The sequence below is a fragment of the Rhodococcus sp. YL-1 genome, assembly GCF_001942025.1.
Classification (GTDB): Bacteria; Actinomycetota; Actinomycetes; order Mycobacteriales; family Mycobacteriaceae; genus Rhodococcus_F; species Rhodococcus_F qingshengii.
Map to the genome: position 1 here is coordinate 2382022 of NZ_CP017299.1, position 25980 is coordinate 2408001.

The 25980-nt window shown below is 61.9% G+C and carries 26 protein-coding genes, 1 tRNA gene and 1 other RNA gene; 20 read left to right on the plus strand and 8 right to left on the minus strand.

Translation table 11 applies throughout. From position 1 onward, the window contains the following. Window positions 1-53 precede the first annotated feature (53 nt). Complete coding sequence (gene smpB, locus BH682_RS11145) at window positions 54-527, plus strand: SsrA-binding protein SmpB (RefSeq protein WP_003942330.1); 474 nt, start codon at window positions 54-56, stop codon at window positions 525-527. An 8-nt stretch (window positions 528-535) separates the two neighbouring features. After that, a complete protein-coding gene (locus BH682_RS11150) occupies window positions 536-1393 on the plus strand; it encodes a DMT family transporter (protein ID WP_075832889.1) in 858 nt (285 codons plus the stop codon). Between the two features lie 36 nt (window positions 1394-1429). Here the strand turns inward: BH682_RS11150 and BH682_RS11155 are convergent, their stop codons facing one another. Beyond that, complete coding sequence (locus tag BH682_RS11155) at window positions 1430-2014, minus strand: helix-turn-helix domain-containing protein (RefSeq protein ID WP_075832891.1); 585 nt, start codon at window positions 2012-2014, stop codon at window positions 1430-1432. Window positions 2015-2079: 65 nt separating this feature from the next. Between BH682_RS11155 and BH682_RS11160 the strand changes: the two genes are divergently transcribed. From BH682_RS11160 to ssrA, 3 genes are all read left to right on the plus strand, one after another. After that, the gene (locus BH682_RS11160; protein ID WP_075835243.1) at window positions 2080-3027 is read left to right on the plus strand and encodes an NAD(P)/FAD-dependent oxidoreductase; all 948 of its coding nucleotides are present in this window, start codon (window positions 2080-2082) and stop codon (window positions 3025-3027) included. A gap of 20 nt (window positions 3028-3047) precedes the next feature. Next, window positions 3048-4622, plus strand: a complete 1575-nt coding sequence (locus BH682_RS11165; RefSeq protein ID WP_075832893.1) for an SDR family oxidoreductase — start codon at window positions 3048-3050, stop codon at window positions 4620-4622. Between the two features lie 66 nt (window positions 4623-4688). Further along, window positions 4689-5059, plus strand: a transfer-messenger RNA (tmRNA) gene (ssrA, locus tag BH682_RS11170). Between the two features lie 104 nt (window positions 5060-5163). Here ssrA and BH682_RS11175 read toward each other — a convergent pair. The 3 genes from BH682_RS11175 to BH682_RS11185 all read right to left on the minus strand — a co-directional run bounded on the left by BH682_RS11175 (window position 5164) and on the right by BH682_RS11185 (window position 8478). After that, complete coding sequence (locus tag BH682_RS11175) at window positions 5164-6153, minus strand: alkaline phosphatase family protein (protein WP_411561102.1); 990 nt, start codon at window positions 6151-6153, stop codon at window positions 5164-5166. A 92-nt stretch (window positions 6154-6245) separates the two neighbouring features. Further along, window positions 6246-7547, minus strand: a complete 1302-nt coding sequence (locus tag BH682_RS11180) for an HNH endonuclease signature motif containing protein (RefSeq protein ID WP_075832897.1) — start codon at window positions 7545-7547, stop codon at window positions 6246-6248. Between the two features lie 109 nt (window positions 7548-7656). Then, entirely contained in the window at window positions 7657-8478 is an 822-nt protein-coding gene (locus BH682_RS11185; RefSeq protein WP_198174633.1) for a GNAT family N-acetyltransferase, read from the minus strand. 53 nt (window positions 8479-8531) lie between these two features. Between BH682_RS11185 and BH682_RS11190 the strand changes: the two genes are divergently transcribed. The 13 genes from BH682_RS11190 to BH682_RS11250 all read left to right on the plus strand — a co-directional run bounded on the left by BH682_RS11190 (window position 8532) and on the right by BH682_RS11250 (window position 19868). Next, entirely contained in the window at window positions 8532-9164 is a 633-nt protein-coding gene (locus tag BH682_RS11190) for a dienelactone hydrolase family protein (RefSeq protein ID WP_063316608.1), read from the plus strand. Continuing rightward, on the plus strand, window positions 9161-10441 hold the full coding sequence (locus BH682_RS11195) for an NAD(P)/FAD-dependent oxidoreductase (RefSeq protein WP_075832899.1): 1281 nt from the start codon (window positions 9161-9163) through the stop codon (window positions 10439-10441). The genes BH682_RS11190 and BH682_RS11195 overlap by 4 nt, the downstream gene beginning before the upstream one ends. Continuing rightward, complete coding sequence (locus tag BH682_RS11200; RefSeq protein WP_075832901.1) at window positions 10432-11175, plus strand: DUF1365 domain-containing protein; 744 nt, start codon at window positions 10432-10434, stop codon at window positions 11173-11175. The genes BH682_RS11195 and BH682_RS11200 overlap by 10 nt, the downstream gene beginning before the upstream one ends. Next, window positions 11172-12461 (plus strand): SAM-dependent methyltransferase, encoded by a 1290-nt coding sequence (locus BH682_RS11205; protein ID WP_007731299.1) that lies wholly within the window; start codon window positions 11172-11174, stop codon window positions 12459-12461. Before BH682_RS11200 ends, BH682_RS11205 begins: the two co-directional genes overlap by 4 nt. Continuing rightward, on the plus strand, window positions 12458-13774 hold the full coding sequence (locus BH682_RS11210; protein WP_058038586.1) for an SAM-dependent methyltransferase: 1317 nt from the start codon (window positions 12458-12460) through the stop codon (window positions 13772-13774). The genes BH682_RS11205 and BH682_RS11210 overlap by 4 nt, the downstream gene beginning before the upstream one ends. After that, window positions 13771-14574, plus strand: a complete 804-nt coding sequence (locus tag BH682_RS11215; protein ID WP_064075205.1) for a DUF1295 domain-containing protein — start codon at window positions 13771-13773, stop codon at window positions 14572-14574. The genes BH682_RS11210 and BH682_RS11215 overlap by 4 nt, the downstream gene beginning before the upstream one ends. Before the next feature lie 23 nt (window positions 14575-14597). After that, window positions 14598-14975, plus strand: coding sequence for a fluoride efflux transporter FluC (locus BH682_RS11220; RefSeq protein WP_054781426.1), 378 nt, complete (start codon window positions 14598-14600; stop codon window positions 14973-14975). Then, complete coding sequence (gene crcB / locus BH682_RS11225; RefSeq protein WP_003942344.1) at window positions 14972-15316, plus strand: fluoride efflux transporter CrcB; 345 nt, start codon at window positions 14972-14974, stop codon at window positions 15314-15316. Before BH682_RS11220 ends, crcB begins: the two co-directional genes overlap by 4 nt. Window positions 15317-15413: 97 nt before the next feature. Beyond that, window positions 15414-17051 carry a phosphoglucomutase (alpha-D-glucose-1,6-bisphosphate-dependent) gene (pgm, locus tag BH682_RS11230; protein ID WP_042924497.1) on the plus strand — a complete coding sequence of 546 codons (1638 nt, stop codon included), beginning with the start codon at window positions 15414-15416 and terminating at the stop codon, window positions 17049-17051. Window positions 17052-17093: 42 nt separating this feature from the next. Next, on the plus strand, window positions 17094-18347 hold the full coding sequence (locus BH682_RS11235; RefSeq protein WP_030534968.1) for an MFS transporter: 1254 nt from the start codon (window positions 17094-17096) through the stop codon (window positions 18345-18347). 25 nt (window positions 18348-18372) lie between these two features. Further along, window positions 18373-18861 (plus strand): MauE/DoxX family redox-associated membrane protein, encoded by a 489-nt coding sequence (locus BH682_RS11240; protein WP_003942318.1) that lies wholly within the window; start codon window positions 18373-18375, stop codon window positions 18859-18861. Window positions 18862-18903: 42 nt separating this feature from the next. Further along, window positions 18904-19647 carry a DsbA family protein gene (locus BH682_RS11245; RefSeq protein ID WP_007731305.1) on the plus strand — a complete coding sequence of 248 codons (744 nt, stop codon included), beginning with the start codon at window positions 18904-18906 and terminating at the stop codon, window positions 19645-19647. A 145-nt stretch (window positions 19648-19792) separates the two neighbouring features. Further along, window positions 19793-19868: transfer RNA gene (locus BH682_RS11250), tRNA-Ala, on the plus strand. Window positions 19869-19929: 61 nt separating this feature from the next. Here the strand turns inward: BH682_RS11250 and BH682_RS11255 are convergent. Then, window positions 19930-21105, minus strand: a complete 1176-nt coding sequence (locus BH682_RS11255) for a tyrosine-type recombinase/integrase (RefSeq protein WP_075832902.1) — start codon at window positions 21103-21105, stop codon at window positions 19930-19932. Then, window positions 21102-21254 (minus strand): hypothetical protein, encoded by a 153-nt coding sequence (locus BH682_RS35870; RefSeq protein ID WP_157127647.1) that lies wholly within the window; start codon window positions 21252-21254, stop codon window positions 21102-21104. Before BH682_RS35870 ends, BH682_RS11255 begins: the two co-directional genes overlap by 4 nt. Before the next feature lie 215 nt (window positions 21255-21469). Between BH682_RS35870 and BH682_RS11260 the strand changes: the two genes are divergently transcribed. Beyond that, window positions 21470-21667 carry a hypothetical protein gene (locus tag BH682_RS11260; protein WP_075832903.1) on the plus strand — a complete coding sequence of 66 codons (198 nt, stop codon included), beginning with the start codon at window positions 21470-21472 and terminating at the stop codon, window positions 21665-21667. Then, window positions 21667-22335, plus strand: coding sequence for a hypothetical protein (locus tag BH682_RS11265; RefSeq protein WP_075832904.1), 669 nt, complete (start codon window positions 21667-21669; stop codon window positions 22333-22335). Before BH682_RS11260 ends, BH682_RS11265 begins: the two co-directional genes overlap by 1 nt. A 1242-nt stretch (window positions 22336-23577) precedes the next feature. Here the strand turns inward: BH682_RS11265 and BH682_RS11275 are convergent. Both BH682_RS11275 and BH682_RS11280 read right to left on the minus strand, forming a co-directional pair. Continuing rightward, window positions 23578-24921 carry a hypothetical protein gene (locus BH682_RS11275; RefSeq protein WP_075832906.1) on the minus strand — a complete coding sequence of 448 codons (1344 nt, stop codon included), beginning with the start codon at window positions 24919-24921 and terminating at the stop codon, window positions 23578-23580. A gap of 211 nt (window positions 24922-25132) precedes the next feature. Beyond that, window positions 25133-25978, minus strand: a complete 846-nt coding sequence (locus BH682_RS11280) for a hypothetical protein (protein ID WP_075832907.1) — start codon at window positions 25976-25978, stop codon at window positions 25133-25135. Between the last annotated feature and the right edge of the window lie 2 nt (window positions 25979-25980).

The following is a 25980-nucleotide window of genomic DNA, read 5'->3' on the forward strand; positions in this document are numbered from 1 at the left end:
TGGAACAGCAAGAACCATTCGACAGCAAGACAGCGGACTGAGAGGCCCGGACAGTGAAGGAAAAGGGCCGCAAGGTCATTGCGACCAATCGCAAAGCACGCCACAACTACACGATCATCGACACCTACGAGGCCGGCATCGCTCTCGTCGGGACCGAGGTCAAGAGTCTGCGTGAAGGCAAGGCGTCGCTCGTCGACGCGTTCGCCACGGTGGACAACGGCGAAGTGTGGTTGCGCTCGTTGCACATTCCGGAGTACACGCAAGGCACGTGGAACAACCATTCGCCACGTCGTACCCGAAAGCTCCTGCTGCACAAGCGTGAAATCGAGCACCTCGTCGGCAAGACCCGCGAGGGAAACCAGACGCTGGTCCCGCTGTCGATGTACTTCAACGACGGCAAGGTCAAGGTCGAACTCGCACTGGCAAAGGGTAAGCAGGACTACGACAAGCGCCAGGACATGGCCAAGCGGACCGCCGAGCGCGAGGTGACCCGCGAGCTCGGTCGTCGTATCAAGGGCATGCGCTGACCTCCATCCTGCTTGCCCTCGTGGCGGCAGTTGCCTACGGAGTCAGCGACTTCGTCGGGGGAGTTGCGTCACGACGAGTTGCCGCACTGCGTGTGGTGATCGTCTCGTATCCGCTCTCGCTCGTCATCGTTCTGATCGCAGCACCTTTCGTATCCGGGACGCTGACGCTGAACGGTTTGATCTGGGGCGCGATCGCGGGCGTCACGAGTGGTCTGGCGGTCTGGTGGTTCTATCTCGCGCTGGCAACCGGCCCCATGTCGGTGGTCTCGCCGCTGACAGCTGTTCTGGTGGCGGGCATTCCGGTGCTCGTCGGCTTCGCTTTCGGTGAGCGGCCGGGGTTGATCGCGTACCTGGGTATTGCCGTCGCGCTGGTCGCCGTCGTCCTGGTCAGCCGCGAGTCGCCTGACGACACCGCGGGTGAGGTTGCCGGCGGAATCACCCTCCGCTTCACCAGACAAGTGGCTCTTCTGACCGTCGGAAGCGGTGGCGCATTTGCACTCTCGTTCATCGCACTTCACCAGATCGGCGAGGGCAGCGGGCTGTGGGCGTTGGCCGTTTCTCGAGGTGCCGCGACCGTCGTGGTGTGGTTGGTCGCGCTGGCGGCCGGTCACTTCGTTCTCCCACGAGGCGAGCCACTCAAGCTCGCGGTGTACGTCAGCGTCCTCGACGTCGTCGCGAACGGGACGATGATCTACGCCTTCCAAGGCGGAATGCTCTCACTGGTCAGCGTGATCGGTTCGCTGTATCCGGCTGCGACGGTTCTGCTCGCCATGGTGATGCTGGGCGAGCGGGTCAGCCGCGTGCAACAAGCGGGAATGCTGTTGGCGCTGGCGGCAGTCGGCATGATTGCCGTCGCGGGCGCCTAGATTTTTTCGAGTTCCAGCGTTTTCAGTCCTAGCGTTTCAGCCGCGTCTGTCGGCCGGCGCTGCGCGTAGGTGAACCCGCTCGCCTTGTTTTCCGAAGAGGCTGATCGCCTCGGCCGGCCGTCCGTCGGCAGCACTGATGCGGTGCGGGATGTGCGTGTCGAACTCGGCGGCCTCGCCTGCCCCCATGATGAAATCCCGGTCGCCGAGTTGGAGTCGGATGCGCCCGGACAGAACGTAGACCCACTCGTAGCCCTCGTGGGATCCCGGCTCGCGATCGTCGTCGGTGGGGGAGATGATCATCTTGTAGGCCTGCAGATTGCCGGGTTGACTGGTCAACGGAATGACCGTCATGCATCCGACCGTTCGAGGTTCTTCTCGAACGCGGGGGTCTTTGATCTTGCTGTTCACCAGGTCGTCCAACGGGACGCCATGTGCCTTGGCGATCGGCAGCAGCAACTCCAAGTTGGCTCGGCGAGTACCGGATTCGAGTCTCGACAGTGTGCTGACGCTGATGTCGGTGGTCTCCGACAGGTCGGCCAGGGTCATCTCGGACTGCTGGCGCAGCGCACGTAGGCGAGGGCCGATGCCGGCTAGAACGGCTTCGAACGATGATTCGGTCATGGATCTATTTTGCCAAAGTGGCAACAGTGTTTGTCAAGAACGCGATCTCTTGTCATTCTGGATTCATGACGCAGAACTCATTCGACGTAGCAGTAATCGGAGCCGGTGCGGCAGGCCTCAACGCCGCACTCATTCTCGGTCAGGCACGCAGGTCCGTGATCGTCTTCGACAACGGATCGCCACGGAACGCGGCCGCCGACCACATGAACGGATTCCTCTCCCGTGACGGCATGAACCCGGCAGAATTGTTGACCATCGGCCGAGGTGAGGTCCGCAAATTCGGCGGCGAGTTCCACGACGGCACCGTTGTCTCCGTGACACGGGACGGCGAGAAATTCTCGGTAGAACTGGCTGACGGCATCAAGATTCAGGTGCGCAAGGTGCTTGTTTCGACGGGTCTGACGGACCGCCTACCGCTAGAACTCGAAGTCTTCGGCGAGCGTTGGGGACGCGATGTGTTGCACTGCCCGTACTGCCACGGGTACGGCGTGCGTGATCAGCCGCTCGGCGTGATCGCCAAGAGCGCGGAATTTGCGATGCACCAGGCGCTCATGGTTCGCCAGTGGTCCGATGACGTGGTTCTCTTCCTTCATCGCATCACCGAACTGAGTTCCGAAGATCGGGAAAAGCTTGCGGCTCGCGGTATTTCGATCGTCGAGGGTGAGGTCACTGGTCCTGTCGTCGAGGATGATCGGTTGGTGGGCGTGCGGTTGGCCGACGGCAGTGTGGTCGCGCGTTCGGCGGTCTTTGTCGGTGGCGCCCTCACGATGGACCCCAACGATGCGATCTTGCGCGCATTCGGTGCGCAGCGCGCCGAGACGATGATGGGCGATTTCGTCACAGTCGACATGATGGGGGCCACAAGCGTGCCCGGCGTGTTCGCCGCGGGCAATGTCGTGGACCCGGGTGCCCAGGTCATCATGGCCGCAGCCGCCGGGGCGAAGGCCGGAGCGGGGATCAACATGATGTTGACCAACGACGACCTCGAGGTTGCACTCGCGCTTCGCAGTTGAATTGTGCGTAGCGTGGGGTGATGGACGCAGTGAGAGTGTTGATCACGGGTGCGACCGGATACATCGGCGGACGTCTTGCCCCTCGCCTGGTCGAAGAGGGTCATCGAGTTCGAGTGGTGGTGCGCAGCCCGGAGAAACTACGCGATGTTCCCTGGCACGATTCCGTGGAGATCAAGCGCGGGGATCTGACCGACAGTGCCACCCTCTCAGGTGTTTTCGACGATATCGACGTGGTCTACTACCTCGTTCACGCCATGGGTGGGGGAGGGTCGTTCTCGGACATCGACAAGCGAAGCGCGGAGAACGTCGCCGCCGCTGCCCGCGATGCGGGGGTGCGACGGATCGTCTACCTGGGCGGGCTTCATCCGTCCGACCGAGAGTTGTCGACTCACTTGCAGTCCCGGCTCGAAGTCGGTCGGATCCTGCTCGACTCCGAGGTTCCGACGGTTGTGTTCCAAGCTGGAGTGGTGATCGGATCGGGTTCGGCGTCCTTCGAAATGGTGCGCCACTTGACCAATCGGCTTCCGGTGATGACCACACCCAAGTGGGTGCACAACAACATTCAGCCGATCGCGGTGCGTGACGTACTCCACTATTTGATTGCCGCCGCGGCGACGACGCCGGAGGTCAACCGCGCCTTCGACATCGGTGGGCCGGATGTCATGCAGTACGGCGAAATGATGAACACCTACGCCGACGTCGCTGGATTGGTACGCCGACGCATCCTCGTCCTGCCCGTCCTCACCCCGCGTCTGGCAGGTCACTGGGTGGGATTGGTCACGCCGATCCCACGAGGTTTGGCGATGCCCCTGATCGAATCCCTGCAGAACGACGCGGTGATGCACAATCACGACATCGACGGCTTCATCCCGCCTCCCGCCGAGGGCCTCACGCCGTATCGAGAAGCGGTGCGACTGGCACTTCGAAAGATCGACACCGGTGAGGTGGAGACGGCGTGGTCCGGTGCAACGATTGCGGGCGCTCCATCCGATCCTCTTCCATCCGACCCGGATTGGGCCGGCGAAGCGGTCTACGTCGATCATCGCGAACGTGACTGCGCGGCGGATCCGAAAACCCTCTGGTCGGTGGTCGAGTCGATCGGCGGCGAGAACGGTTGGTATTCATTCCCTTTGGCGTGGGCCATTCGGGGGTGGATGGACCGCGCGGTCGGTGGTGTCGGACTGCGCCGGGGCAGGCGGGATCCACGCCGGCTCAACACGGGCGAAGCCCTGGACTTTTGGAGGGTCGAAGAAATCGATCGAGGCAAGTTGCTCCGATTGCGCGCCGAGATGAAGGTCCCGGGCGGAGCATGGTTGGAGTTGCGAGTATCAGAAGGCCCAGCCGGTGCCGACGGACGGCCGGTGGGTTCCCACCTCGATCAACGCGCGGTCTTCTTCCCTCGCGGGCTCGCGGGTCGGGCGTACTGGTATTCGATCCTGCCTTTCCACGGAGTCGTCTTCCAGGGGATGATCACCAACATCACCGGTGCCGCCGAGCGTGAGATGGCTGCAGTGCAGGAAACGGGTGCAGTGCAGGAAGCGGGTGCAGTGCACGAAACGGCTGGGGCGAAGGACACGGAAAGTGCCGCCGATTAATTGGTATGACTTCCGAACTTCGGCGCGTTATAGTGAATAGCCCCACGAAAGACGCGGGGCACACACGGGGCTGAACGGTTTCGACTGCGTGTGTTGAGTTAGGGGAAGCGTGTCGGTGCAGGCAAGAGACCACCGTAAGCGTCGCTGCAAACCTATAAGCGCCGATTCCAATCAGCGCGACTACGCTCTCGCTGCCTAAGTAGCGAAGCGTGTCTGTCAGCCCGGGGTTGCCCTCGACCCGGTTCCTGGCATCAGCTAGAGGGCTTTACTGTTCGGCTCGGTCACGGAGTCGAATGGGACATCAAACAGTGACTGGGATCGTCATCCTGGCTTGTTCGCGAGACCGGGAGATCCAAGTAGAGACTTAGCGAACTGCACACGGAGAAGCCCTAGCGATTCAACGTAGGACCCGGGTTCAATTCCCGGCAGCTCCACAACAGGTCGGGCCGGAGAGCACACGCTCTCCGGCCCGACCTTTTTGCTGCCTTTTTGCTGCTGTCTTGCTGCGGCACTCTGCTGTGTGGCCCGGGCCTTCTTGCGATCAGGAGCCGAAGAATCCCAGGTCGACCGAGCCGACGAAGCCGGGAGCTTCCTTGGCCAGCGGCTTGCCGTCCAGATCGGCAGGCAATGCAACGCCCAGGCTCTTGAGGATTGTCGGGGTGATGTCGGCGATCGTGTACGAGTCTGTGTTCTTACCGGCCGCGTATCCCGCGCCGCGTGCTATGACGAATGTCGTTGCTTCCGCGGGTGTCTGACCGCCGTGCCCACCGGCGGGCTTGTGCCCGTGATCCGCAGTGACCAGTACAGTCCACTTCTCGCCGGTCTTTGCTGCGCGCTGATCGACGGCATCGACAATCTTGCCCACCTGAGCATCGACCGAGGCGATGGACTCTTCGTACGCAGCGCCGTTGGTGCCGCCGCTATGTCCCGCGCCGTCCACCTGATCGAGTTGGGTGAAGATCAGGTCAGGTCCCTTGTCTGTGATGTCGCGGGCGACGGCGTCTGCCGTCGCAGCGTCGGTGGCCGCTCCGGAACCTGCATCGGCCGTGGTGACGACAACGTCGACTTTCGGTGTCCCACTGGAGGCGATGTTGTCGATGCCGCCCCAGGTGGAGATCGATTCGGTGAGGAGGGAGGGCTTTGCTGTTTCCAGCCGGGTGAAGACGCTCGGGTAGAGGTCGAAGCGGGCGCCCGCGTACGTGTTGTCCTTGACTCCGTGCTTGGTATCCCAGACTCCGGTCAGGATGGTCGACCACGACGGTCCGGAGATGGTGGTGTGGCCGAGGATGGAAGATTCTCCGCTGGTTCCTTCGGCGATCAGCTTCTGGAGGCGGGGAGCGTCGGCGGTCTTGATGTGGCTGAGCATGGTGCCGTCGAGGCCGATGACAACTGTCTTCTCGGCGGCCGACGGATTGAGGTCGGATGATCCGGGAATTGCTGCAGCGGTTGCAGTTCCGGCTGCTACCGCGCCGGCGAGGAGGAGTGTGATGGCGGCTGAGGTGCGTGCGATTTTCTTGGTCACGCTAAGCATCTTGCGATAGGACTAGACCAATTGCACTACCTGGATGTGAGGGTTGTCCTGTTGTTCACGGCAGATTCAGATTGGACTAGACCAATGTTTCCTCAGGCGGCCCAACCGTCGAGGATGACGCTGACCGCGTGATCGAGGTGAAGGGGCTCGCCGTCCCATCTTGGGATGATCGCGTCGTCGGGTATGTCTCCGCGCAGTAGGCCATCAGCGAATCCCTCGGTCGGTGGTGCTGGGTCGATGACGTCACCATTGGCGTAAAGGAACTCGAACTTCTGCTCGCCGAGAGCAGTGATCGTGAACTGGCCGTCATGCAGCGCGCGGTGGCAGGTGCCGCACAGCATGATCAGATTGTCCAAGTCCGTATTTCCGCCGCGTCCCCAGAATTTCACGTGATGTGCGTGTAAGAAGCGAGTCCGCCCGCAACCCGGTGTGCGGCAACATTCGTCGCGGTAATTCAATGCCAGCATTTGTTTGGCGCTGACGACGCGGGTCCTTCGGCCCAGATTCAAAACGCATCCCTCCTTTGTCGTTCCCAGGCGAAGTTTCGCGTTGCAGAGCACTTCCTCGGCGGCACTTTGGGGGAGCGCGGGTCCACTTGGTACGCGGACGGTGTTCGCTTCGTGGAAGAACACAACTTCGTTCGCGGCGGCCTTGGACGTGCGGTCTGTGACTGCGGCGGTGGCGAGCTCTGCCATCGCGACGAGTCCTGGTCCGATATTTCCGGCCGGGTTCTTTGTAGCCTTCTCGTCGACAGGGCGGATGGCAGCGGTTCGGGTGCGTTCACGTTCCGCCACCGCCAATGCTGCGAGGATTCGGGCGCCGTCCTGTGCGGGCAGGCGTCCTTTGATGACAAACTCGCCCGTATCCGAGTCCCAATGCCAGCGGACCTGAAGATGTTCGGGCGCTTTGCTTTTGCCGGATTCATTGTCGGTTGCTTTACGCAGACCTGCGGCGAGACGATCGATCTGGGCTGCGGGCGCCTCGCATCCGAACCGAACCATCTGCTTTTCGTTTGACGGCGTCGTGACCCGGGTGAGTGCGCGAACCTTCGAGTAGGACAGCCGGCCTTGCTCGAAGGCCTTCCGCATCTCGGGCAAAGGTCGGAGCGCTTTGGCGACGCGAACATATTCCCTGCCGGTGTGCAGGCTCATTCCACATTTCCACGACAGCCAGTGGGCGCATGAATGCAGTCCAGGGCCGGTCCAGCCGCGATCTTCGTCGAATTTTGACAGGAGGGTAAGGAATCGAGCCGTGGCCGCCGCGATCTGGCCGGCGAGAGCGCAGATTTCGGAGCCGAGTTGCTCTACGTCGCTTCGGGTGGAATCCGGCGTTTCTTCATTGATCGGTGCCGCGGTATCGGTCAGTTCTGCGGTATCGGTCAGTGCTGCGTTCATCGTTGCCCCCGGCGCGTGTCCGACAATGTTTCGAATGTACGTTCGATAATAGATGCCAGTACCGACACACATCCGTGGATGAGGACGGAAAGCGTCCCCGCGGGGACGTCTAACCGCTGCCGATCGAGTACTCGGCGTAGGTACCGACATCCTCGAAGCCGACGTTTCGATAGAGCTGTGCGCCGTCGCTGGACGCTTGAAGTACAGCGGTTCGGGCACCTCGCTCGCGGGCGATGTCGAGTGCGGCAAGGGTGACCGCCGAGCCGAATCCGCGTCGGCGCGCCGTTTCGAGTGTGACGACCCCATACAGTCCGGCGACGTCGGCGGCAAAATGGACCTCGGCTCCGGCGACAGGCTGGGAGTTCGCGTATCCCACGACAAACGAACTCCGCGAGCGCTCATCGAGGATGTCATCGGCGGTGTCTTCGAAGAAACCTATTACTGCGGTTGAGGGCGGCGACCAATTGGCGGCCATCACGGCGGCGTAGTCGGCGAGCTGCGAACGAGTCGTCACTCGCTGAACGCACAGTTCTGCGACAGGCGTTGGGCGTGGGACGACGTCCAAGTCTGCCGTCATTGCTCTTTCTTCCTCGGAGCGCACGCAGCCGAGGGCTGACAAGCGAGCGCCGAGGTCAGAGGGCTTGTCGCGCGGACCCGTCCACCAGGAGAACGGACGACCGGTTGCTCGAAGCCACGCGAGTACGTCGAGTAGTCGTCGGTCTTCTTCCGGGCCTTCAGCAGCAGGTACAGCGAAGCGCGCACCAGCGATGATGTTGAAAGTGTCGTCGGTGAGGCCGCTGTCTGCGACGACAACATCTGCAGAGACCGTGACCGATCCCGTCGGCAAGTGTTCATGCAGGTGGCAGGCATGGGATACCAAGTTGGCGTCCATGGCGTCGAGGACATCGCCGACGAGTGCTTCACGATTCACAAAAGAAATTCTACGAACCCCATCCAAATGGTTTTCGGCTCCGAATGCCGTGTATGACGCCCAACCGACGGCAACAGCAGGACGGTGACCAGCACCTGGTGGTGCTAGTGCTGCCTGGAGGAAAGGTATCGAGCCATCGCCCGGCTCGCGCCTGGCATCTGTCCAACCTTCGGATGTGCCCGTTCACCGCTCAGCTTCGCCTCTCCGGTGTGAAAGCGGTGCAGGCTCGCTATCGAGTTCGAGGTTGGAACGGTGCCGAGCGCAGTCCGGTCGCCGACGCCCGCGCCGCACTCGACGCGATAACGAAACGTAATTCACAAGCTCAGGTGATCCTGCTGGGGCACTCGATGGGCGGACGGGTCGCCGCCGAACTGTGTGGCGATCCGGCGGTGGTCGGTGTGGTCGCGCTGGCGCCGTGGTGGCCCGATGGAACGTCGGTGAATCTGCGTTCGGACACACCACTGTCAGTCCTTCACGGCACGGCTGACTCCTGGACCGATCCGGAGGTGTCGCGGCGAAAGGTCGACGAACTGCAGGCGTCGGGTAAGAGCGCTGAATGGATCGGCATCGACGGCGCAGGCCACTTCATGCTCCGTCGGGCGGCGACTTGGCATCGCCTCGTCGCGGATGCAATCGCAGGAATGAGTCGCGGGGTAGCCGCAACAAAGATGGGAGAACGACGATGAGTTCCGACAAGCGCAAGGTGGCCGTCGTCGGTAGTGGTGTCGCAGGTCTGACAGCGGCGTGGGTGCTCAGTAAGGACAGTGACGTCACCCTCTACGAAGCGGATTCACGGCTCGGCGGGCACGCGGACACCCATTCGGTCACCGACCCGGAAGGGCGAAGCCTCGCCATCGACACGGGGTTCATCGTCCACAACGATCGCACCTATCCGACATTGTTGCGATTGTTCGCAGAACTCGATGTGCCTACGCAGGAATCCGACATGAGCATGTCGGTCAGGTGTGGGGGGTGCGGGCTCGAGTACTCGGGAGGCCAAGGTTTGCGCGGCGTTCTCCCGACGCCGGGGCTGCTGGTGAACGGCAGTTTTCTGTCGATGCTGATGGAGGTCAAGCGCTTCCATCGCCGTGCCCGCGCATTGCTCGACAACACGGATCCGTCGGCACCTGACCAGACGCTGGGAGTGTTTCTGCGCAGCGGCCGGTTCTCCGACTACTTCACCGCTCACTTCATGACTCCGCTCGTGTCGGCAGTCTGGTCGTGTGATCCCGGCTCGGCCCTGAAATATCCCGCGCGGTACCTGTTCTCGTTCCTCGATCACCACGGAATGCTGAGCGTCACTGGATCGCCCACCTGGCGAACAGTCACCGGTGGATCGGGCGAATACGTTCGTCTCGTCGCCAAAAGTATCGGGGATATCCGCCTGAACACGCCGGTTCGCGCCGTCCACCGGTTCGACGATCGCGTCGACATTCGTGACGGCGACGACCAGATCCAGACCTTCGACGCCGCCGTGGTCGCAACGCATCCGCAGCAAGCGCTGAAGATTTTGGCGGATCCGACGCCTGTCGAATCCCAGGTCCTCGGCGCAATGCCGTACTCCGTCAACCACACCCAGCTTCACACCGACGAGAATGTGCTGCCCGGCAACACCAATGCGCGCGCGTCGTGGAACTACTACATCCCTGAATGCAACGCGAAGCCGGATCACGTTCTGGTCAGCTACGACATGACGAGGTTGCAGCGGCTCCCGGAGACCGGCCGGCGCTACCTGGTGACCTTGGGGGGAGGCGAAATGGTGTCCCCGGACTCGGTGATCGATCAGATGACCTACGAGCATCCGCAGTACACACCCACCTCCGTCGCCGCTCAAGCGCGGCTTCCCGAGTTGGACTCGGACGTGCTCGCGTTTGCCGGTGCGTACCACGGATGGGGCTTCCACGAGGACGGTGCACTCTCTGGCCTGCGCGCCGCCGAACGCGTCGGAGGTCGGTGGCCGTGACCGCACCCATCACGCCGTCTATCGTTCATACGAGCATTCGGCACGTACGAACGGAGCCGTTGCACAACGAGTTCGAGTACCGAAGCTACAGTTGGCTCGTCGACGTCGACGATTTGCCCGAGCTTCCGAAGGCTTTGCGGCCGTTGGCGAAGTTCGACGCCGGGGATCACCTCGGCGACCCCACTCGATCGATTCGTGCCAACGTCGAGACTTTTCTGGCAACCAACGGATTGGAGTTCGCCGGCGGTCGCATCCTCATGCTTGCGAACGCGCGTGTGTTCGGCCATGTGTTCAACCCGCTGAGTGTGTTCTGGTGTCTGAACGACGACGGCAGTCAGCGGTGCGTCGTTGCCGAGGTTCACAACACCTACGGCGAACGGCACTGCTACCTGCTCGAAACCGACGAACGTGGTGGGGTTCGCACGTCCAAAGAGTTCTACGTGTCTCCATTCAACGATCTGGACGGCGAGTACCGGATGCGACTTCCGCTACCCGACACCGCGCTCGCGCTCTCGATAGTTCTGGCCCGTGACGGCAAGGCGCCCTTCGTGGCCACGGTGTCCGGTCGTTGTGTGCCGGCGACGACGCGCGAGATCGTGCGCAGTGCGCTCGCCATCCCGCTGGCTCCGCTCCGAGTCGCCGCGCAGATCAGATTTCAAGGAATCCGGCTGTGGACCAAGCGCTTACCCATCGTTCCCCGACCGCAACATCATCCGCAGGAGGCAGTGCAATGACCACAACCACTCTCGGCACCGAACCTTCCGCTCACACGATCGAAACCGAGCGGTGGCCGGGCGTCGCCACCGTGCCGAGCGGGCTCAAAGTGCGGGTTGCATCACCGGTTGCCCGCGCCCTGTTCCACAAGGCGGTCGCACGTTTGCCGCTGCGTGTCCAGATGCCCAACGGTGAGTTCTCCGGTGGCGGTAGCCCCGATTCGCCGTTGATGGTCATTCACCGCCCAGACGACTTCGCTGCTCGTGTGGGTGACAGTGGTTTGATCGGATTCGGCGAGTCGTACATGGCGGGCGATTGGGAAGCGTCCGACCTCACTGCGGTCCTGGAAGTCTTCGCCTCCCGCGTGGCGACGCTCATTCCCGACTTCCTGCAGCGGCTACGAGGCCTCTACATTCCGAAGCAGCCTCGCAGTGAACGGAATTCGACGCAGAACACGCGCTCGAACATCTCCCGGCACTACGACCTCTCGAACGAGATGTTCGAACTGTTCCTCGACGACACCATGACGTATTCCAGTGCCCTCTTCGAGGATCTGTCGGTAGGAGCGACCCCGTCGTGGGACGTGTTCGCAGCGGCGCAGCATCGGAAGATCGATCGACTGCTGGATGGCGCAGGTGTCGGACCCGGTTCGCGAGTGCTCGAAATCGGCACAGGCTGGGGAGAATTGGCGATCCGAGCTGCCCAACGGGGAGCGACGGTGCGCTCGGTGACACTTTCGGTCGAACAGCAGGAATTGGCAGCGAAGCGGATAAGCGCTGCGGGACTGGCAGATCGCGTTCAGGTCGACCTTCTCGACTATCGGCAGGTACAGGGGGAGTACGACGCCGTTGTGTCGGTCGAGATGATCGAGGCCGTCGGCCACCAGTACTGGGGAAGCTACTTCCAGACGATCGACGCCCTGCTGGCGCCGGGTGGGCGCGCGGCGATCCAAGCCATCACGATGCCGCACGATCGAATGCTCGCGACCCGCAACACCTACACCTGGGTGCACAAGTACATCTTCCCCGGCGGATTTCTCCCGTCGGTGCGGGCGATCGAGGACGTCACCGAACGCATGACAACCCTGCGGGTGCGTGAGCGGATGTCGATGGGCGATCACTACGCGCAGACGTTGCGACTGTGGGACGAGCGATTCAGCGCTCGCACCGACGAGGCGTCCGCGCTCGGGTTCGACGCAGTGTTCGCGCGCATGTGGCATTTCTATCTCTGCTACTCCGAGGCGGGGTTTCGGTCGGGGTATCTCGACGTCCAGCAAATTGTTCTCGATCGGAGGAACCAGCGATGACTGCCACAATGGATCGAACGACACAAGGTACCGGCGTTGCGGGTCGTCTCTCGGACATCCTCAGTCCACTTGTCGGCGGCGAACTTCCGGTGCGGTTGACTGCATGGGACGGCAGCACAGCAGGTCCGGAAGATGCTCCGAAGGTGACGCTTTACAGCCCGAACGTTTTGCGACGCTTGCTCTGGAATCCCGGCGAGTTGGGGGCTGCGCAGGCGTATGTTCTCGGTGAACTCGACGTCGAGGGCGATCTAGGCGATGCACTCACACACGTGTGGAAGGTCTCTGCCGAGCGGGGGCTCGGGTCGATTACCCCGACACCGTCGCTCGTCTTGGCCGCGGTCAAGGCTGCGCGATCCTTCGGTGCTTTCGGGAGACCTTTGGCTCCGCCGGCGTCGCAGGCTCAGGTGAAGGGGCGCCTGCACAGCCTCGCCCGCGACCGCGAGGCGATCGGGCACCACTACGATTTGTCGAACGATTTCTACCAATTGATCCTCGATGAGAACATGGCGTACTCCTCGGGCTATTGGACTTCCGATGCACCGGACTACACGCTCGAAGACTCACAGACAGACAAGCTGGACCTGGTGTGCCGCAAGGTCGGTCTCGATCGAGCGCGAGGCTTGCGGTTTCTCGATGTCGGCTGTGGTTGGGGCTCGCTCAGCCTGCATGCAGCGCGGGAGTACGGCGCCAGGGTTGTCGGAATCACGATCTCGGCGGAGCAGAAGGCTTTTGTCGACGCGAAGGTCCGCGCGCTCGGTTTGGAAGACTGGGTCGAGATTCGCCTCCAAGATTATCGAGAGATTCCAGACGGTCCCTTCGATGCGGTCGCTTCCATCGAGATGGGTGAGCATGTCGGTGAGGACAACTATCCGACCTACGTGAAAGCGCTCCACGACAATGTTATTGCCGGTGGCCGTGTGCTGATTCAGCAGATGTCCCGCACTGGCCCGCACCCCGGGGGAGGTCCGTTCATCGAGTCGTTCATCGCGCCGGACATGTACATGCGGCCCGTCGGTCGCACTGTTGCGATGATCGAGGAAGGTGGACTCGAAGTGCGGGACGTCCACGCCCTGCGTGAGCACTACGTGCGGACCGTCGACGCGTGGGTCGAGACCTTCGAATCGAACTGGGATCGCGTCGTGGAACTCGTAGGTGTCGAAGTCGCTCGGGTGTGGCGTCTCTACCTCGTCGGCGGAGGAATGGCATTTCGGGACGGCAGGATGGGCGTCGATCAGATTCTGTCGGTCCGGCCGCACGGTGATGGTCGATCGGGTATGGAACCGGTACGGCCGCAGTGGGTGTCGCGGCGATGAACGGATTCGACTGGGGCGCGTTCGGAGTGGTCACACTCGCGAGTCTGCTGGCGATCGCCGTCGGAATGGCGGTGACAGCCACGATCGGTGTACGGATCGGGCGCCACAACGTTGTCGACGTGTCATGGGGCGCCGGCTTCGTTCTGATCGCGCTCGTGTCCGCGATAGTGGGAACCGGCGACCTCTGGCGCCGGTTGCTGATGCTTGCGCTCGTGGCGATCTGGGGTCTGCGGTTGGCGACGCACATGGCGATTCGATCGCGTGGCAAAGGTGAAGACCCGCGGTACGAAGAAATGCTCGGACGAGCGACGGGTAATCGAACGCTGTATGCGATCCGCAAGATCTATCTCACGCAGGGGATTTCGTTGTGGTTCGTCTCCCTGCCGATCCAGGTCGCAGCAGTGTCGAACGGCAGCTTCGGACTTCTTGTCGTACTCGGAATCGCGCTGTGGATTGTCGGCGTCACGTTCGAGACGGTCGGCGACCGACAGATGGAGGAGTTCAAATCCGATCCGGGCAGCCGTGGCCACATCATGGATCAAGGTTTGTGGGCATGGACGCGGCATCCCAACTATTTCGGCGACGCGTGCGTCTGGTGGGGGATCTTCCTCGTCTCGGCGTCCGTGTGGCCGGGGGTGTTGACCGTCCTCTCACCGATCGCCATGACGTACTTCCTGGTCTTCGCCACCGGAGCGCGGTTGCTCGAGCGACACATGGAACAGCGTCCGGGCTATCGCGAGTATCAGCAGCGGACAAGTTACTTCATTCCTCGCCCGCCGAAAGCCCGCTCCGGGACGTAGGCTCTTTCGGGTGAGGCCAGAGCATGGGTGATCTGAAACTGCCGGCTGCGGTGTGCGCGGTTGCCGTCGGCGGAGGGTTGGGCGCGCTCAGCCGCTACGGTCTGGGGGAGCTCTTTCCCCACATCTGGACGACTCTGGTCATCAACGTCGTCGGCTCGTTCGTTCTCGGTGTTCTCGCGGCCCTGCTCGTGCACAACAAGGTTGGGTACCTCTTTCTCGGCACGGGCTTCTGCGGCGGCTTCACCACCTTCTCGTCCTTCGCGGTTCACGCCGTGACGGAGAGTCCGTGGCGATCGATTCTCTATGTTCTCGGGACGCTGATTCCCGCGATCCTCGCTGCAGCACTGGGCAAAGGGCTCGGTGAACGCTGGATCCGCACGCGGGACGGAGCGTCGGCATGACAGTTCTCCTGGTGGCACTCGGCGGCGGCGCTGGTGCGAGTGGCCGGTACCTGTTGGCGCGGTATGTGCCCGCGTACAAGGGATTTCCGGCTGCGACGTTCGCCGCGAACGTGATCGGCTGCTTCCTCCTTGGATTGTTCACCGGGGCAGCTCTTTCCACCGAGATGGCCGCACTTCTGGCGACCGGCTTCTGCGGCGGCTTGTCCACATATTCGACCTTTGCGACCGAGAACGTCGGGATGATCGAGAGGCGCCAGACGGCGCTTTCTCTGATCTACATCGTCCTCAGTCTGATCGTGGGACTGTCCGCTGCGTGGTTGGGAATCCAGATCACGGATTGACGGATCCGGCGCCGAGCGTGCACGCCACGCGGCCAGGGTAGACAATTGTCCACAGTCGCGTCGACACAGTGGTCGACCACCGGGCCGAGGGGGATTCGTGGCGCACGAACGAGCAGGACAAGTGGCTCTGCCAGAGGATCTGATCAATGTTCCTCATCTGGTCACCGCCTATTACACGCGCACTCCGGATCCCGAGAACCCGATGCAGCAGGTACTTTTCGGCACTTCAGGACATCGCGGTTCCAGTCTCGACTCGGCGTTCAACGAAGCTCATATCCTGGCGACAACCCAGGCGATCGTCGAGTACCGCGCTTCGCAGGGAATCGACGGCCCGCTGTTCATCGGCCGGGACACACATGCGCTCTCGGAGCCTGCCTGGCTGTCGGCCTTGGAGGTCCTCGTCGCCAACGACGTCGTCGTCCTCGTCGATTCACGCGACGCCTACACTCCCACCCCGGCTGTCAGTCACGCGATCTTGCGATACAACTCGACGGGTCCGGAGGCCAAAGCCGACGGCATCGTCGTGACACCGTCACACAATCCGCCTCGTGACGGTGGCTTCAAATACAACCCGCCGCACGGCGGGCCCGCGGACACGGATGCGACGTCGGTTATCGCCGATCGAGCGAACGAGCTACTGCGCAAGGGGCTTTCCGGGGTACGGCGTGTGACGGCGGCACAAGCGCTGGACCGCGTCGAACGCTACGACTTCCTCCGCTACTACGTCGAAGACCTCCCCAGTGTCCTCAACCTCGACGCGATCCGCGATGCCGGAATCACGATCGGTGCAGACCCCCTCGGCGGGGCAAGCGTCGACTACTGGGGCGCGATTGCCGAAACTCACCGACTCGACCTCGAAGTGGTGAATCCTCTCGTCGATCCGACCTGGCGGTTCATGACGCTCGATACGGACGGCAAGATCCGCATGGACTGCTCGTCGCCCGACGCGATGGCGTCGCTGATCGGGATTCGGGATCGCTACGACATCGCGACCGGAAACGATGCGGACTCCGACCGCCACGGCATCGTCACTCCCGACGGCGGTTTGATGAACCCGAATCACTATCTCGCCGTTGCCATCGAGTACCTGTTCGCGAACCGGCCAGGTTGGGGCGCAGATACCAAGGTCGGCAAGACACTCGTGAGTTCCTCGATGATCGACCGTGTCGTGAGCAGCCTGGGCCGCGAATTGCTCGAGGTTCCGGTCGGGTTCAAGTGGTTCGTTCCAGGATTGCTCGACGGGTCCGTGGGATTCGGCGGCGAGGAAAGCGCCGGCGCGTCCTTCCTCCGACACGACGGTTCCGTCTGGACGACGGACAAGGACGGCATCATCCTTGCGTTGCTCGCGTCGGAAATCACCGCGGTGACGGGAAAGTCTCCGTCAGCGCACTACGCCGCGTTGGCCGAGAAGTTCGGGAGCCCGGCGTACGCACGTATCGATGCGCCCGCGACACGCGCACAGAAGGCAGTCTTGGCAAAACTGTCTCCCGACCAGGTGAGTGCAACCGAGCTGGCGGGTGAACCGATCACCGCGACACTGACTGCCGCGCCCGGAAACGGCGCGGCGATCGGTGGTCTCAAGGTGACGACGGAGAACGCATGGTTTGCAGCGAGGCCGTCCGGCACGGAGGACGTGTACAAGATCTATGCCGAGTCGATGAAGGGCGCCGATCATCTGGCTCAGGTTCAGGCAGCGGCCAAGGACTTGGTGTCCAGCGTCTTGAAGGCGAACTAGCCCGCGGACCGCTCATGTCGCCCGGCTAGAATTCCGGGCGACATGAAAACTCGTGCAGCCAAGCTGCCACAGGAAATTTGGGTACTGGTCGCCGCCAGCTTCGTCATCGCCCTCGGATTCGGGTTGGTCGCCCCGGCACTACCTCAGTTCGCACGCAGCTTCGATGTATCGGTCACCGCCGCCACGATCGTGATCTCGTCTTTCGCTTTCATGCGGTTGGTGTTCGCGCCGATGAGCGGCACTTTGGTACAGAAACTCGGTGAGCGTCCGGTCTACATCGTCGGCCTTTTGATCGTCGCGGTCTCGACCGGTGCGTGCGCTTTCGCGGGGGAGTACTGGCAACTTCTGCTGTTCCGGTCGTTGGGCGGCATCGGGTCGACCATGTTCACGGTGTCGGCTCTCGGGCTGATCATTCGCATGTCACCGCCGGACAGTCGCGGCCGCGTGTCGGGTCTGTACGCGACGAGCTTTCTCATGGGATCGATCGGCGGCCCGCTGGTCGGCGGTGCGCTGTTGCAGTTCGGTCTGCGGATGCCGTTCATCATCTACGCAATTGCGTTGGTGATCGCCGCGCTCGTTGTCTTCGTGAGCCTGCGTGGATCTCATTTGGCGTCACCGGACAAGGCTGTCGATGTGAAGTCGATGACTCTCACAGAAGGCCTCCAGTCTCCGGTGTACCGGGCAGCGCTCGGATCGAACCTCGCCTTCGGTGGCGTGATCTTCGGAGTTCGCGTTGCCATGGTTCCCCTGTTCGTCGTCGAGTTCCTCGGCCGAGACCCCTCGATTGCGGCCTACGCCCTGACGATCTTCGCCGTCGGCAATGCGTTGGTGTTGATCGTCTCCGGACGACTCTCGGACCGCTTCGGACGCAAGCCCTTTGTCGTGAGCGGCCTACTCATCTGCGGTCTGGGAACCATCGCAATGGGATTCACCGACAACCTCGTGGTGTTCTTCGCCATTGCCGCAGTGACTGGTGTCGGCTCCGGCCTCATGAGTCCGGCCCAGCAGGCCGCGGTTGCCGATGTTGTCGGATCGACGGCCCGAGGCGGACCCGTTCTGGCGGTATTCCAGATGATGTCCGACATCGGTGGGGTAGTGGCGCCGATTTGTGCCGGACTGATCGCCCAGCATGTGTCGTACTCGGCGGCCTTCGCGGTGATGGGAGCCGTAGTAGTCGTGTCGGCGACGGGTTGGTTGTTCGTTCCGTCGCGAACGAAGCCCGTCGAATCCGTCGTCGAAGATCTGACTGATGTGACGGTGCTAACGGATACTCCTGCGCGGACAAACCTGGACTGACCGGGCATTCTGTACTCTCGATCGGGTGGCAATTCGCATCGTGAGTCTTGTGGCCCGATTGGGTTTGGCGGCCGTCTGGCTGATTTCCGGGGGACTCAAGTTCTTTGATCCCGTTCAGACGAAGATCGCGGTGCGCGCCTATCAACTATTGCCCGAGTCACTGGTGGGTCCGGTGGCGACGGCTCTTCCCCTGGTCGAAATAGTCCTGGGCCTGCTGATCCTCGTCGGGTTGGCGGTGCGAGCATCCGCTGCAGTCTCGGTGGTCATCCTCACGGTTCTCATTGCGGTGATCATTTCGGTGTGGGCCAGGGGATTGTCCATCGACTGCGGATGTTTCGGCGGCGGTGGTGCAGCCGACGTCGGCGCTTGGGACTATTCGAAGGAGATTCTCCGCGACCTGGGCTTCTTGGCACTTGCCGTCTGGCTGCTCGTGTTCCCGCGTTCGCCACTCGCGTTGGGGCCCGGATCACGCGCGGCGTTCTCAGTGGATACTCAGTCTTCAGTGGCAAGGTAAGCAATCGGTAAATCGTTTCGACGCACGAAGGACTGCATCAGCGTGAGCACCAAGAGCAGCAAGAACAAATACTCTCCGGAACCGGTCTCGAGCCGCTCCACCTACATCATCGGTGGCCTCGCGGTGCTCGTGATCGCGGCCCTCGTCATCGGCGGTGTCTTGTGGACGAACAGCAAGAACAAGCCCCAGAACGACGGCTACGGCTCCGTGCAGAGTTCCGAAGTTGCCGTCACGGTGCAGGACAACGGAGTGGTGCTGCTCGGCAAGCCCTCCGCCGCGACAACCATTGATCTCTTCGAGGATCCGCTGTGCCCCGCCTGTGCCGCTCTCGAACACCTCAGTGGCCAGGCTCTCGCGGCCGCTGTCGACAACGGTGACGTCGCCGTACGATACCACATGCTGAACTTCCTCAACCGGGCGTCGGGCAGCGGTGACTACTCCACACGGGCCGGCGCTGCGCTCCTGTGCGTTGCTCAGGGCGGCGACGCGATTGCGTACTCCGCATTCCACAACAAGCTTTTCGCGACCGACACGCAGCCGGCCGAGGGCGGCAGCAGCGACCACACCAACGACGACCTCGCCCAGATCGCTCGTGATGCGGGCGCATCCGAGGACGTGGCAACCTGCATCTCTTCCGGTACCAACGTCGAAGCCGCCGCGGCCAATGCCGCAGCCGCCAGCCAGGCGCTCAAGGATGTCGGGTCGAACGGGACGCCCACGGTTGTGGCGAACGGCAAGATCGTTGACACAGGCAGCAGCGACTGGGTTTCCAAGCTCTCCTCCTGAGCTGAAGCGGCCGCTCCGACGAGGAGCGGCCGCTTCGCTCTGACCAGGCGATTTGTTGCCCAGGAGTCAAGTGGTGTAACTTTCTTCCAGCAAGCGGAAAGCAGAACAGCCGCTGCGAGTTCGACTGTTAGAGCGAACTGAATACGGGGCTATGGCGCAGCTGGTAGCGCACCACACTGGCAGTGTGGGGGTCAGGGGTTCGAGTCCCCTTAGCTCCACCATAAAAGACCAGGTCAGAGGATATTCCTCCGACCTGGTCTTTTTGTATTCGGGAATATTGTCCTAACTCTGTCCTACGGCCTCAGAAAGTGCGGCCGAAGCGGCCACTAACCGATCGTCCGACACGCGCCCGTAGACCGCCTGAGTCATGCGTTCCGAGTGGCCGTGCCAGGCAGCGACGACGTCGGCGGGGACTCCGGCTGCGCGCATACGTGACACCGACGAGTGCCGGAGATTCCGCAGCGTGATCTTCGACAGTCCGGCCTCGCGGCGCTGCTCTGCGAACATTCGCGAATACTCCTTCACCGGCAACCACATGCCGTCCGCTCGCGACAGCAACAGCTCACTTTCGTCCAGAGGTAGCCCCATTGCCAGGCGTTTCACCTTCCGTACTCGCTTCATCGCTTTGAGCATCGCGAGTTCGCGAGCGGGTAGGGGCAGATCACGGACGCTGCGCGTGTTCTTGGGATCGCCCAACAACTCCTTACCGTTCACGTCGACCCGCGCCTGACGTATCCGCAGTTCGGCGGTATCGAGGTCGATGTCCGACCAGCGCAGCCCGCCAACTTCTTCGCGGCGCAGCCCGAGCAATGTCAGCGCGAAGCATCCGGCCAATCGGTGAGCAGTGATGTGGTCCAGGAAAGACGCCATCTGCGCGGGAGTCCAGATGTCGCCCTCTTTGACGGCAAGAATCACTTTCTGTGCGGGCGGCTTCACATGCTCGGATGGATCGTGCGAAATCCACTTCATTGTGACCGCGTGCGCCATGACGGCCTGAATCGTGACAATTGCCCGACGCTTGGTGGCTGGTGCCAGAGGCTTGCCCGTAACGCCTGTTAGGGACAGCGACCATTCGGTGAGAATCTCGGGGGTGAGCCGCTGCACGGCAACCTTGCCGAACGTGCGGCGGGAGTAGGCCAGACTCTCGCGGTCGGCCCGAGCTGTGTTCGGACGAACGTCGTCGTCGGCCTCGCGGACCTTCATCCAGTGGTCGGCAATTTCATCGAATGAGCGATCGGATTTAGCCGACCAGGTGCGACCGCGCCACTGCTCGCGCTGCTCGGTAACCCAATCCTGCGCGGCCTTCTTGGTCGCGAACACCTTGGTCGGCCGTACCTGCTTCTGAGTGATGGGGTCGGTCCCGAGGGTTGGGCGTGCTCGCCACCCTTTGCCGCCCGGCAGCTTGGCGATCGAGTTGTCAGTGCGTGATGCGCGCTTCGCGGTCTTGTCGGTCGTCATTGCTGGATTCCTCCGGTCGGCTGGTTGCGGCGCGGTGTGTCGTTCTCATCGAGGTAGCCGCGATCCTTCGCTGCCCGTATCCACCTATCGAGGGTCGGTGGTGTGGTGTGCATCGCGGCGGCGACTGTCTTGCGGACTGGCGCGCTCATTGCGACCGCTGACCGAACCCGCTCGGCAACTTCTCGATAGTGGTTGTCGTCCAAGTTGTTTCGCGCCGTCGGTGCTTCGGGTCGGTGGTGTGTTTCGTCGGTGTCACCAGGGAGCGCGAACGCGCCGTCGTACCGGCCTGCAAACTGAGCGGCGGCATAGGCCAGACGCCGTGCTGGGATTGCTCGCAGCGCCGCCGGGGTAATGGTCGGCGCAAGTGCCCGAGAAGCTCATCCTGAGCCAACAAGAAATGCCGACCGATGAGGACTTCGCCGCGACCATCGCCACGATGATGCGAGACATGGGTTTCACGCCGCCACCCACCATCGACCGATCAAGCACACCGACCGCACCCACCGACACCGATATGTCCACCTGGATCCGCGTATCGGGCACCAACGACGGGACGAACTGATGACCACCACCGAGCCGCGACTACAACCGACCGACGTTCGTACCCTCACCCTTTCCGACCTTGACGGATTCACGGTGGCGGGACGTTTGGCGGCGATCCTCGGACCCGACGCCGACGCAACTGTCAGCGGCGTCTTGACCGACCTCGGTCGACCACTCGACAACGGGGACGACGACATCACGGCTCAGATGGTCGTCGGGGAGTTGCTCGACGTGCTGCGCGATCTGGAGGTAGTCGCCCGGCGAGCACGCCGTCAGATCGACAAGGCTGAGCAGCGGCGAGCAGCGTTTCACCAGCGAATTGCGAACCGTGACAGTGCGGCTGGCCGTGAGGCAGCCGAGCGGGAGCAGCGCCACGTCGAAGAGTTCGCGGCGCGTAAAGCGTTGGAGGACACAATCTCTCGGGCCAAGTTGTGCGCTGAACAACACGGCTTGATCCTCGAGAAGATTCCGAATTACGACACCGTCGGTGTGGAACGGTGGCGGCTGGTCACCTCCGAACGGGGTAACCGACTGCTCCCGCGCCGCTTCGATGACCCCACCGCCTCGCGCGCTCTGAAGGTTTTTGTCCGAGGAGGGCAGCAATTCGTGGTGCTGCCCGAAAGCCAGGTAACGCTCGGACATGTCGAGCAGTGGCTCACTCATCACTGCCCGCCGTTTACTGCTTGAGTATTTCATCGAACTAGCACTATCGACGGCGACGGCCGAGCTTCGCGCTCGACCGTCGTCGTTCTCAGCGAATCGTTGAGCCTGGTCCTGGCGCCCACTGGCTAGGGTCGAGTCCGCCTAGCTCGCTAAGCACCCGAGGCATGGCAAGGCACGTGAAGAGATCGCCGTTCGGCAGCCGCCCCCAGTTGTCGTCGGTCTCGCCACGCTGGTGCGCTCGCACAAGATCTGTGGCGTCCTTGTCGAGATGCTGATGGTTACACCGAGATCGCGGGTCAAGGAATAGCTGTGGCTCCGCAGTCGCAGGACATACGAGCACGGCACACACAATGTCCAAATCAACTGACGGCCGTTCGTCCCACGGTCGGACTATCCCTGGAAAGCATGGCAGCGATAGCTCAGCTCCCCCTTCGGCATGTAAATCCTTGTTGAACTCCGTCGAACGCACGAAGCCTCCCTCGCCCTGGTGAGTCACCCACCCAAATGGCCCCGAGGCTGCCCGAGTGCCTGGAATCGCCCACCCGGACATATTTCTCGCGGGTGAATCAAGATTCTTGAAAACTTCGGGATCAAACGGAGTTGGCATCGAAACGATCACCACATTGCCTCCGTTCTCTCGATCGAGGATGCCTACAACACCGTCGTGCAATCCAGCGGGTATTTCCGCACCTGGAGTACCGGTCAAGACCATGATCTGAAGTGCCGACCCGATGTCCGGCGCTGGAAGGATAATCGCGGACTCGCCCTTCAGCGGAACCTCAGCGAGTTCACTCTCGGGAAATTGCAAGAGATATGCAGGCTTCCAACCGGGGAAAATCTCAGCTGTCGCCAGATCCCACCTGAGAAGCGCTTTCTTGTCGCCTGGCCGAGACGCGTCCCGAATGTCTTGTGACAACCCGTATTGGCCCGTGTTGTCGCCGTAGTGCAGGCTGATCTTGAAATCGACCACATGGGACCGAGGCGCGAGGTAAACGTCGTCAGACGGGGCCTTACCCTCCTGCGCAGTCCATACTCGCCATTCACTCGACCGGCGCCCATCTGGCGACACCACGACAAATCGACAGACCGTTTCGTTTGCTGCGCTCATTCGCTGAAATTAGCAACCGTCACCGACAAGAATCTGGCAACAACCTGAAGTCTTCCGTCAAACCGAGAAGCGGCTCGCCGTATCCTTGCCCACCGAGTGAGAGTTTCATCGAGCCAGCGCCACCGACTACGACGGCCGAGCATCATGCCCGGTCGTCGTCAGCTCGTCGGCGTTCCTATCGGATAGTCGTCGGCGTACGAGAGAACGCGAGGGGACAACCGCCGCATTGGTGGAATCCGCAGTCGTGGAGTGAAACCCGGTCCAAGTTGCAAGGCATAGGTGCCGCGACGTCCCTGAAACCGGCCGATTAGTTCGCGTACCGTTGCTGCGTCGCCAGCCAGATCAGGAAACAGCACCTTATCGATCTGGTCTTGAATTGTGGTCAGAGCAGGCAAAGCCTCATCGATCATCGTCACAACGCTCGGATCAGAGGTCATTGCCAGCAGTTCCGTGCGTTTGTACGCCTTATCCATGACACCGCTCGATTCCTTCATCCACCCTCGGTCCATCGTCACGGCGACTGTAGGATCGTGATCCACTTCGACAGCAACCCGGAGGCTCACTGCCTCCATGCTGATGTGCAGCATGGTGTGGCGTAGTTCAAGTAGCCAGCGGTATCCGTGGCATCCCGAATACAGACCATGAAACAGCTCGGTGAGCTTGGCATATTCAGGAGACGGTTTCCCGAATGAGTCCTGCGCCGCCCAGTATGTCTGCATCTGATGGATATGGAACGCATTCGAGGCAGTGAGCGTCGCGGACCGAATTCGGTGCGCGAACTGGTCGGACAGATCCGGATTGTGCATAGGAAAACTTCCGTCAGCTAAGGCGCCAAGAGCTTGCTCACGAACTTCTCTAAGCGCCCCCACGGAGTCCTGGACGTACCGCAGCAAATCCCGATTGAGCTTCTTTGTAAGACGCTGATACGCCGTGGAATATCGCTCGTGCTCCTCCGAGGAAAACTCGCATACCTGCGTGTAGATCACTTTCGCGTCAACTGTCGGATCTGTATATCCCAAAACTGCGCCATGCTTCGAGGCAGCGTCGTCCTCAGCTTGGCGCGCTGCCACCGTCGACTCAAGCTCCTCTTGGGACTGCTCCATGCCGATCGTTGCGGAGTCGAACCGCCGTGCGATCTCGGCGTCACTCGGGAGGCCGCTCGCGATCCAGCCTTCAATTTCGCCGATCGCTCTGCCGATCGCGGCAGTAATTGCCAGCCGAGCATCACTCGCGGACAGGTCTTCTTCGATCCCTGACCGAGCGCAAAAACCCATGGACACGTTCATGACATCCATCACCAAGATGTTCGCCGCAGTGCCCCTGAGCGGCGGGGACAACTTCACTTGCTCCATCAGCTGAGCGAGCGCCAATTCACAGAAATCGATCGCTGTCGTCGCTTCGATTGCACCGAGTGCCTCACGAAGCGCACTTAATCTGAGACCCCAGTCTCGAACCTGTTCTTTCGGATCAATCGAGTTCGTTGCCTCGGATGCAGTCTCCATGCGGCTCACGATAGGCCGCACTACTGACAGAACATCAGACTTCTCGCGGACCTAACTCTGGTCGCATGACTGCTTCCAGCTGAATTAGGTGAGAAACCGTCCCAGGTAGGGAATTGTTCAGGCCGTGTGCGGTCCGTGCTCTCTGGTGTCCCGCAACGAAGCCACGAGCGCCACGGGGAGCGCCAGAACAGCGATCAGTATTGTCACCATCTCAGTTCGCCATCGATCCGCCTTGGAGGCACTCAGCCGCGTAGTCCATAGACCCGTCGCTGTAAATGCCGGTTCCCGACTGGTAGAGCGAAGTATCAGCGCACCCGACGAGTTCGCTCCCGCCAGTCCCTGTGGCTCTGCCTTCGGAATCAATCGAGTTGGGGTACGGGTTCGGCAGACTATCGACTGGATTCGTCGTCGGTACGGATTGCGGAGCATCCGTCGTGGGCTTCGGTGCCGGGGCGGTGCTCTCAGCTGTGGCGGTGACCAGCGTTCCCTCCGACACCCGCCACTCGATCCGAACATCTTGCCCGCTGAGATTGGACTGATAGCCGATGAACCGCGCCGTGTGTGGAATATCGAGTGTCACCGCGCCGTCGGCGGAAGAATTGGCGGGCAGGTCGATGAACTTGTTGCTCCCCGGACTTGAACAGGGATTTGCGTCAGACAACGCAATGTTCTTGACGACTTTGCCGCCAGCATCGACGTAGTAGAAGTCGGAAGGCCACAGCCACTCAGTGCTTGGCGCAGCACCGATCTCTATGGTTGCGGAGAACTGATTCTTGCTGACGAGTCCAGGATGCTCGCTGTTGACCGGACAGCCGTCGGTAGATAGAGCTGTGTCGGACACAGCGAGCAATAGTGCGCCGGTCGCGTCCCTCACCTCGGCTCTCTGTCCGAGGTCGACTTCGACAGCTCCACGTTTGTTGGTCGAATCGGCTGACGACGTGACGGACTGCGAGGAGGCTTCGGGGTGCGCCGCGCCGTCGTCGGTCGATGAACAAGCTGTAGCGAGGACGCTCGCCGCGATGGCACTCAACAAGAGTGCAGGTACACGAGGATTCATGC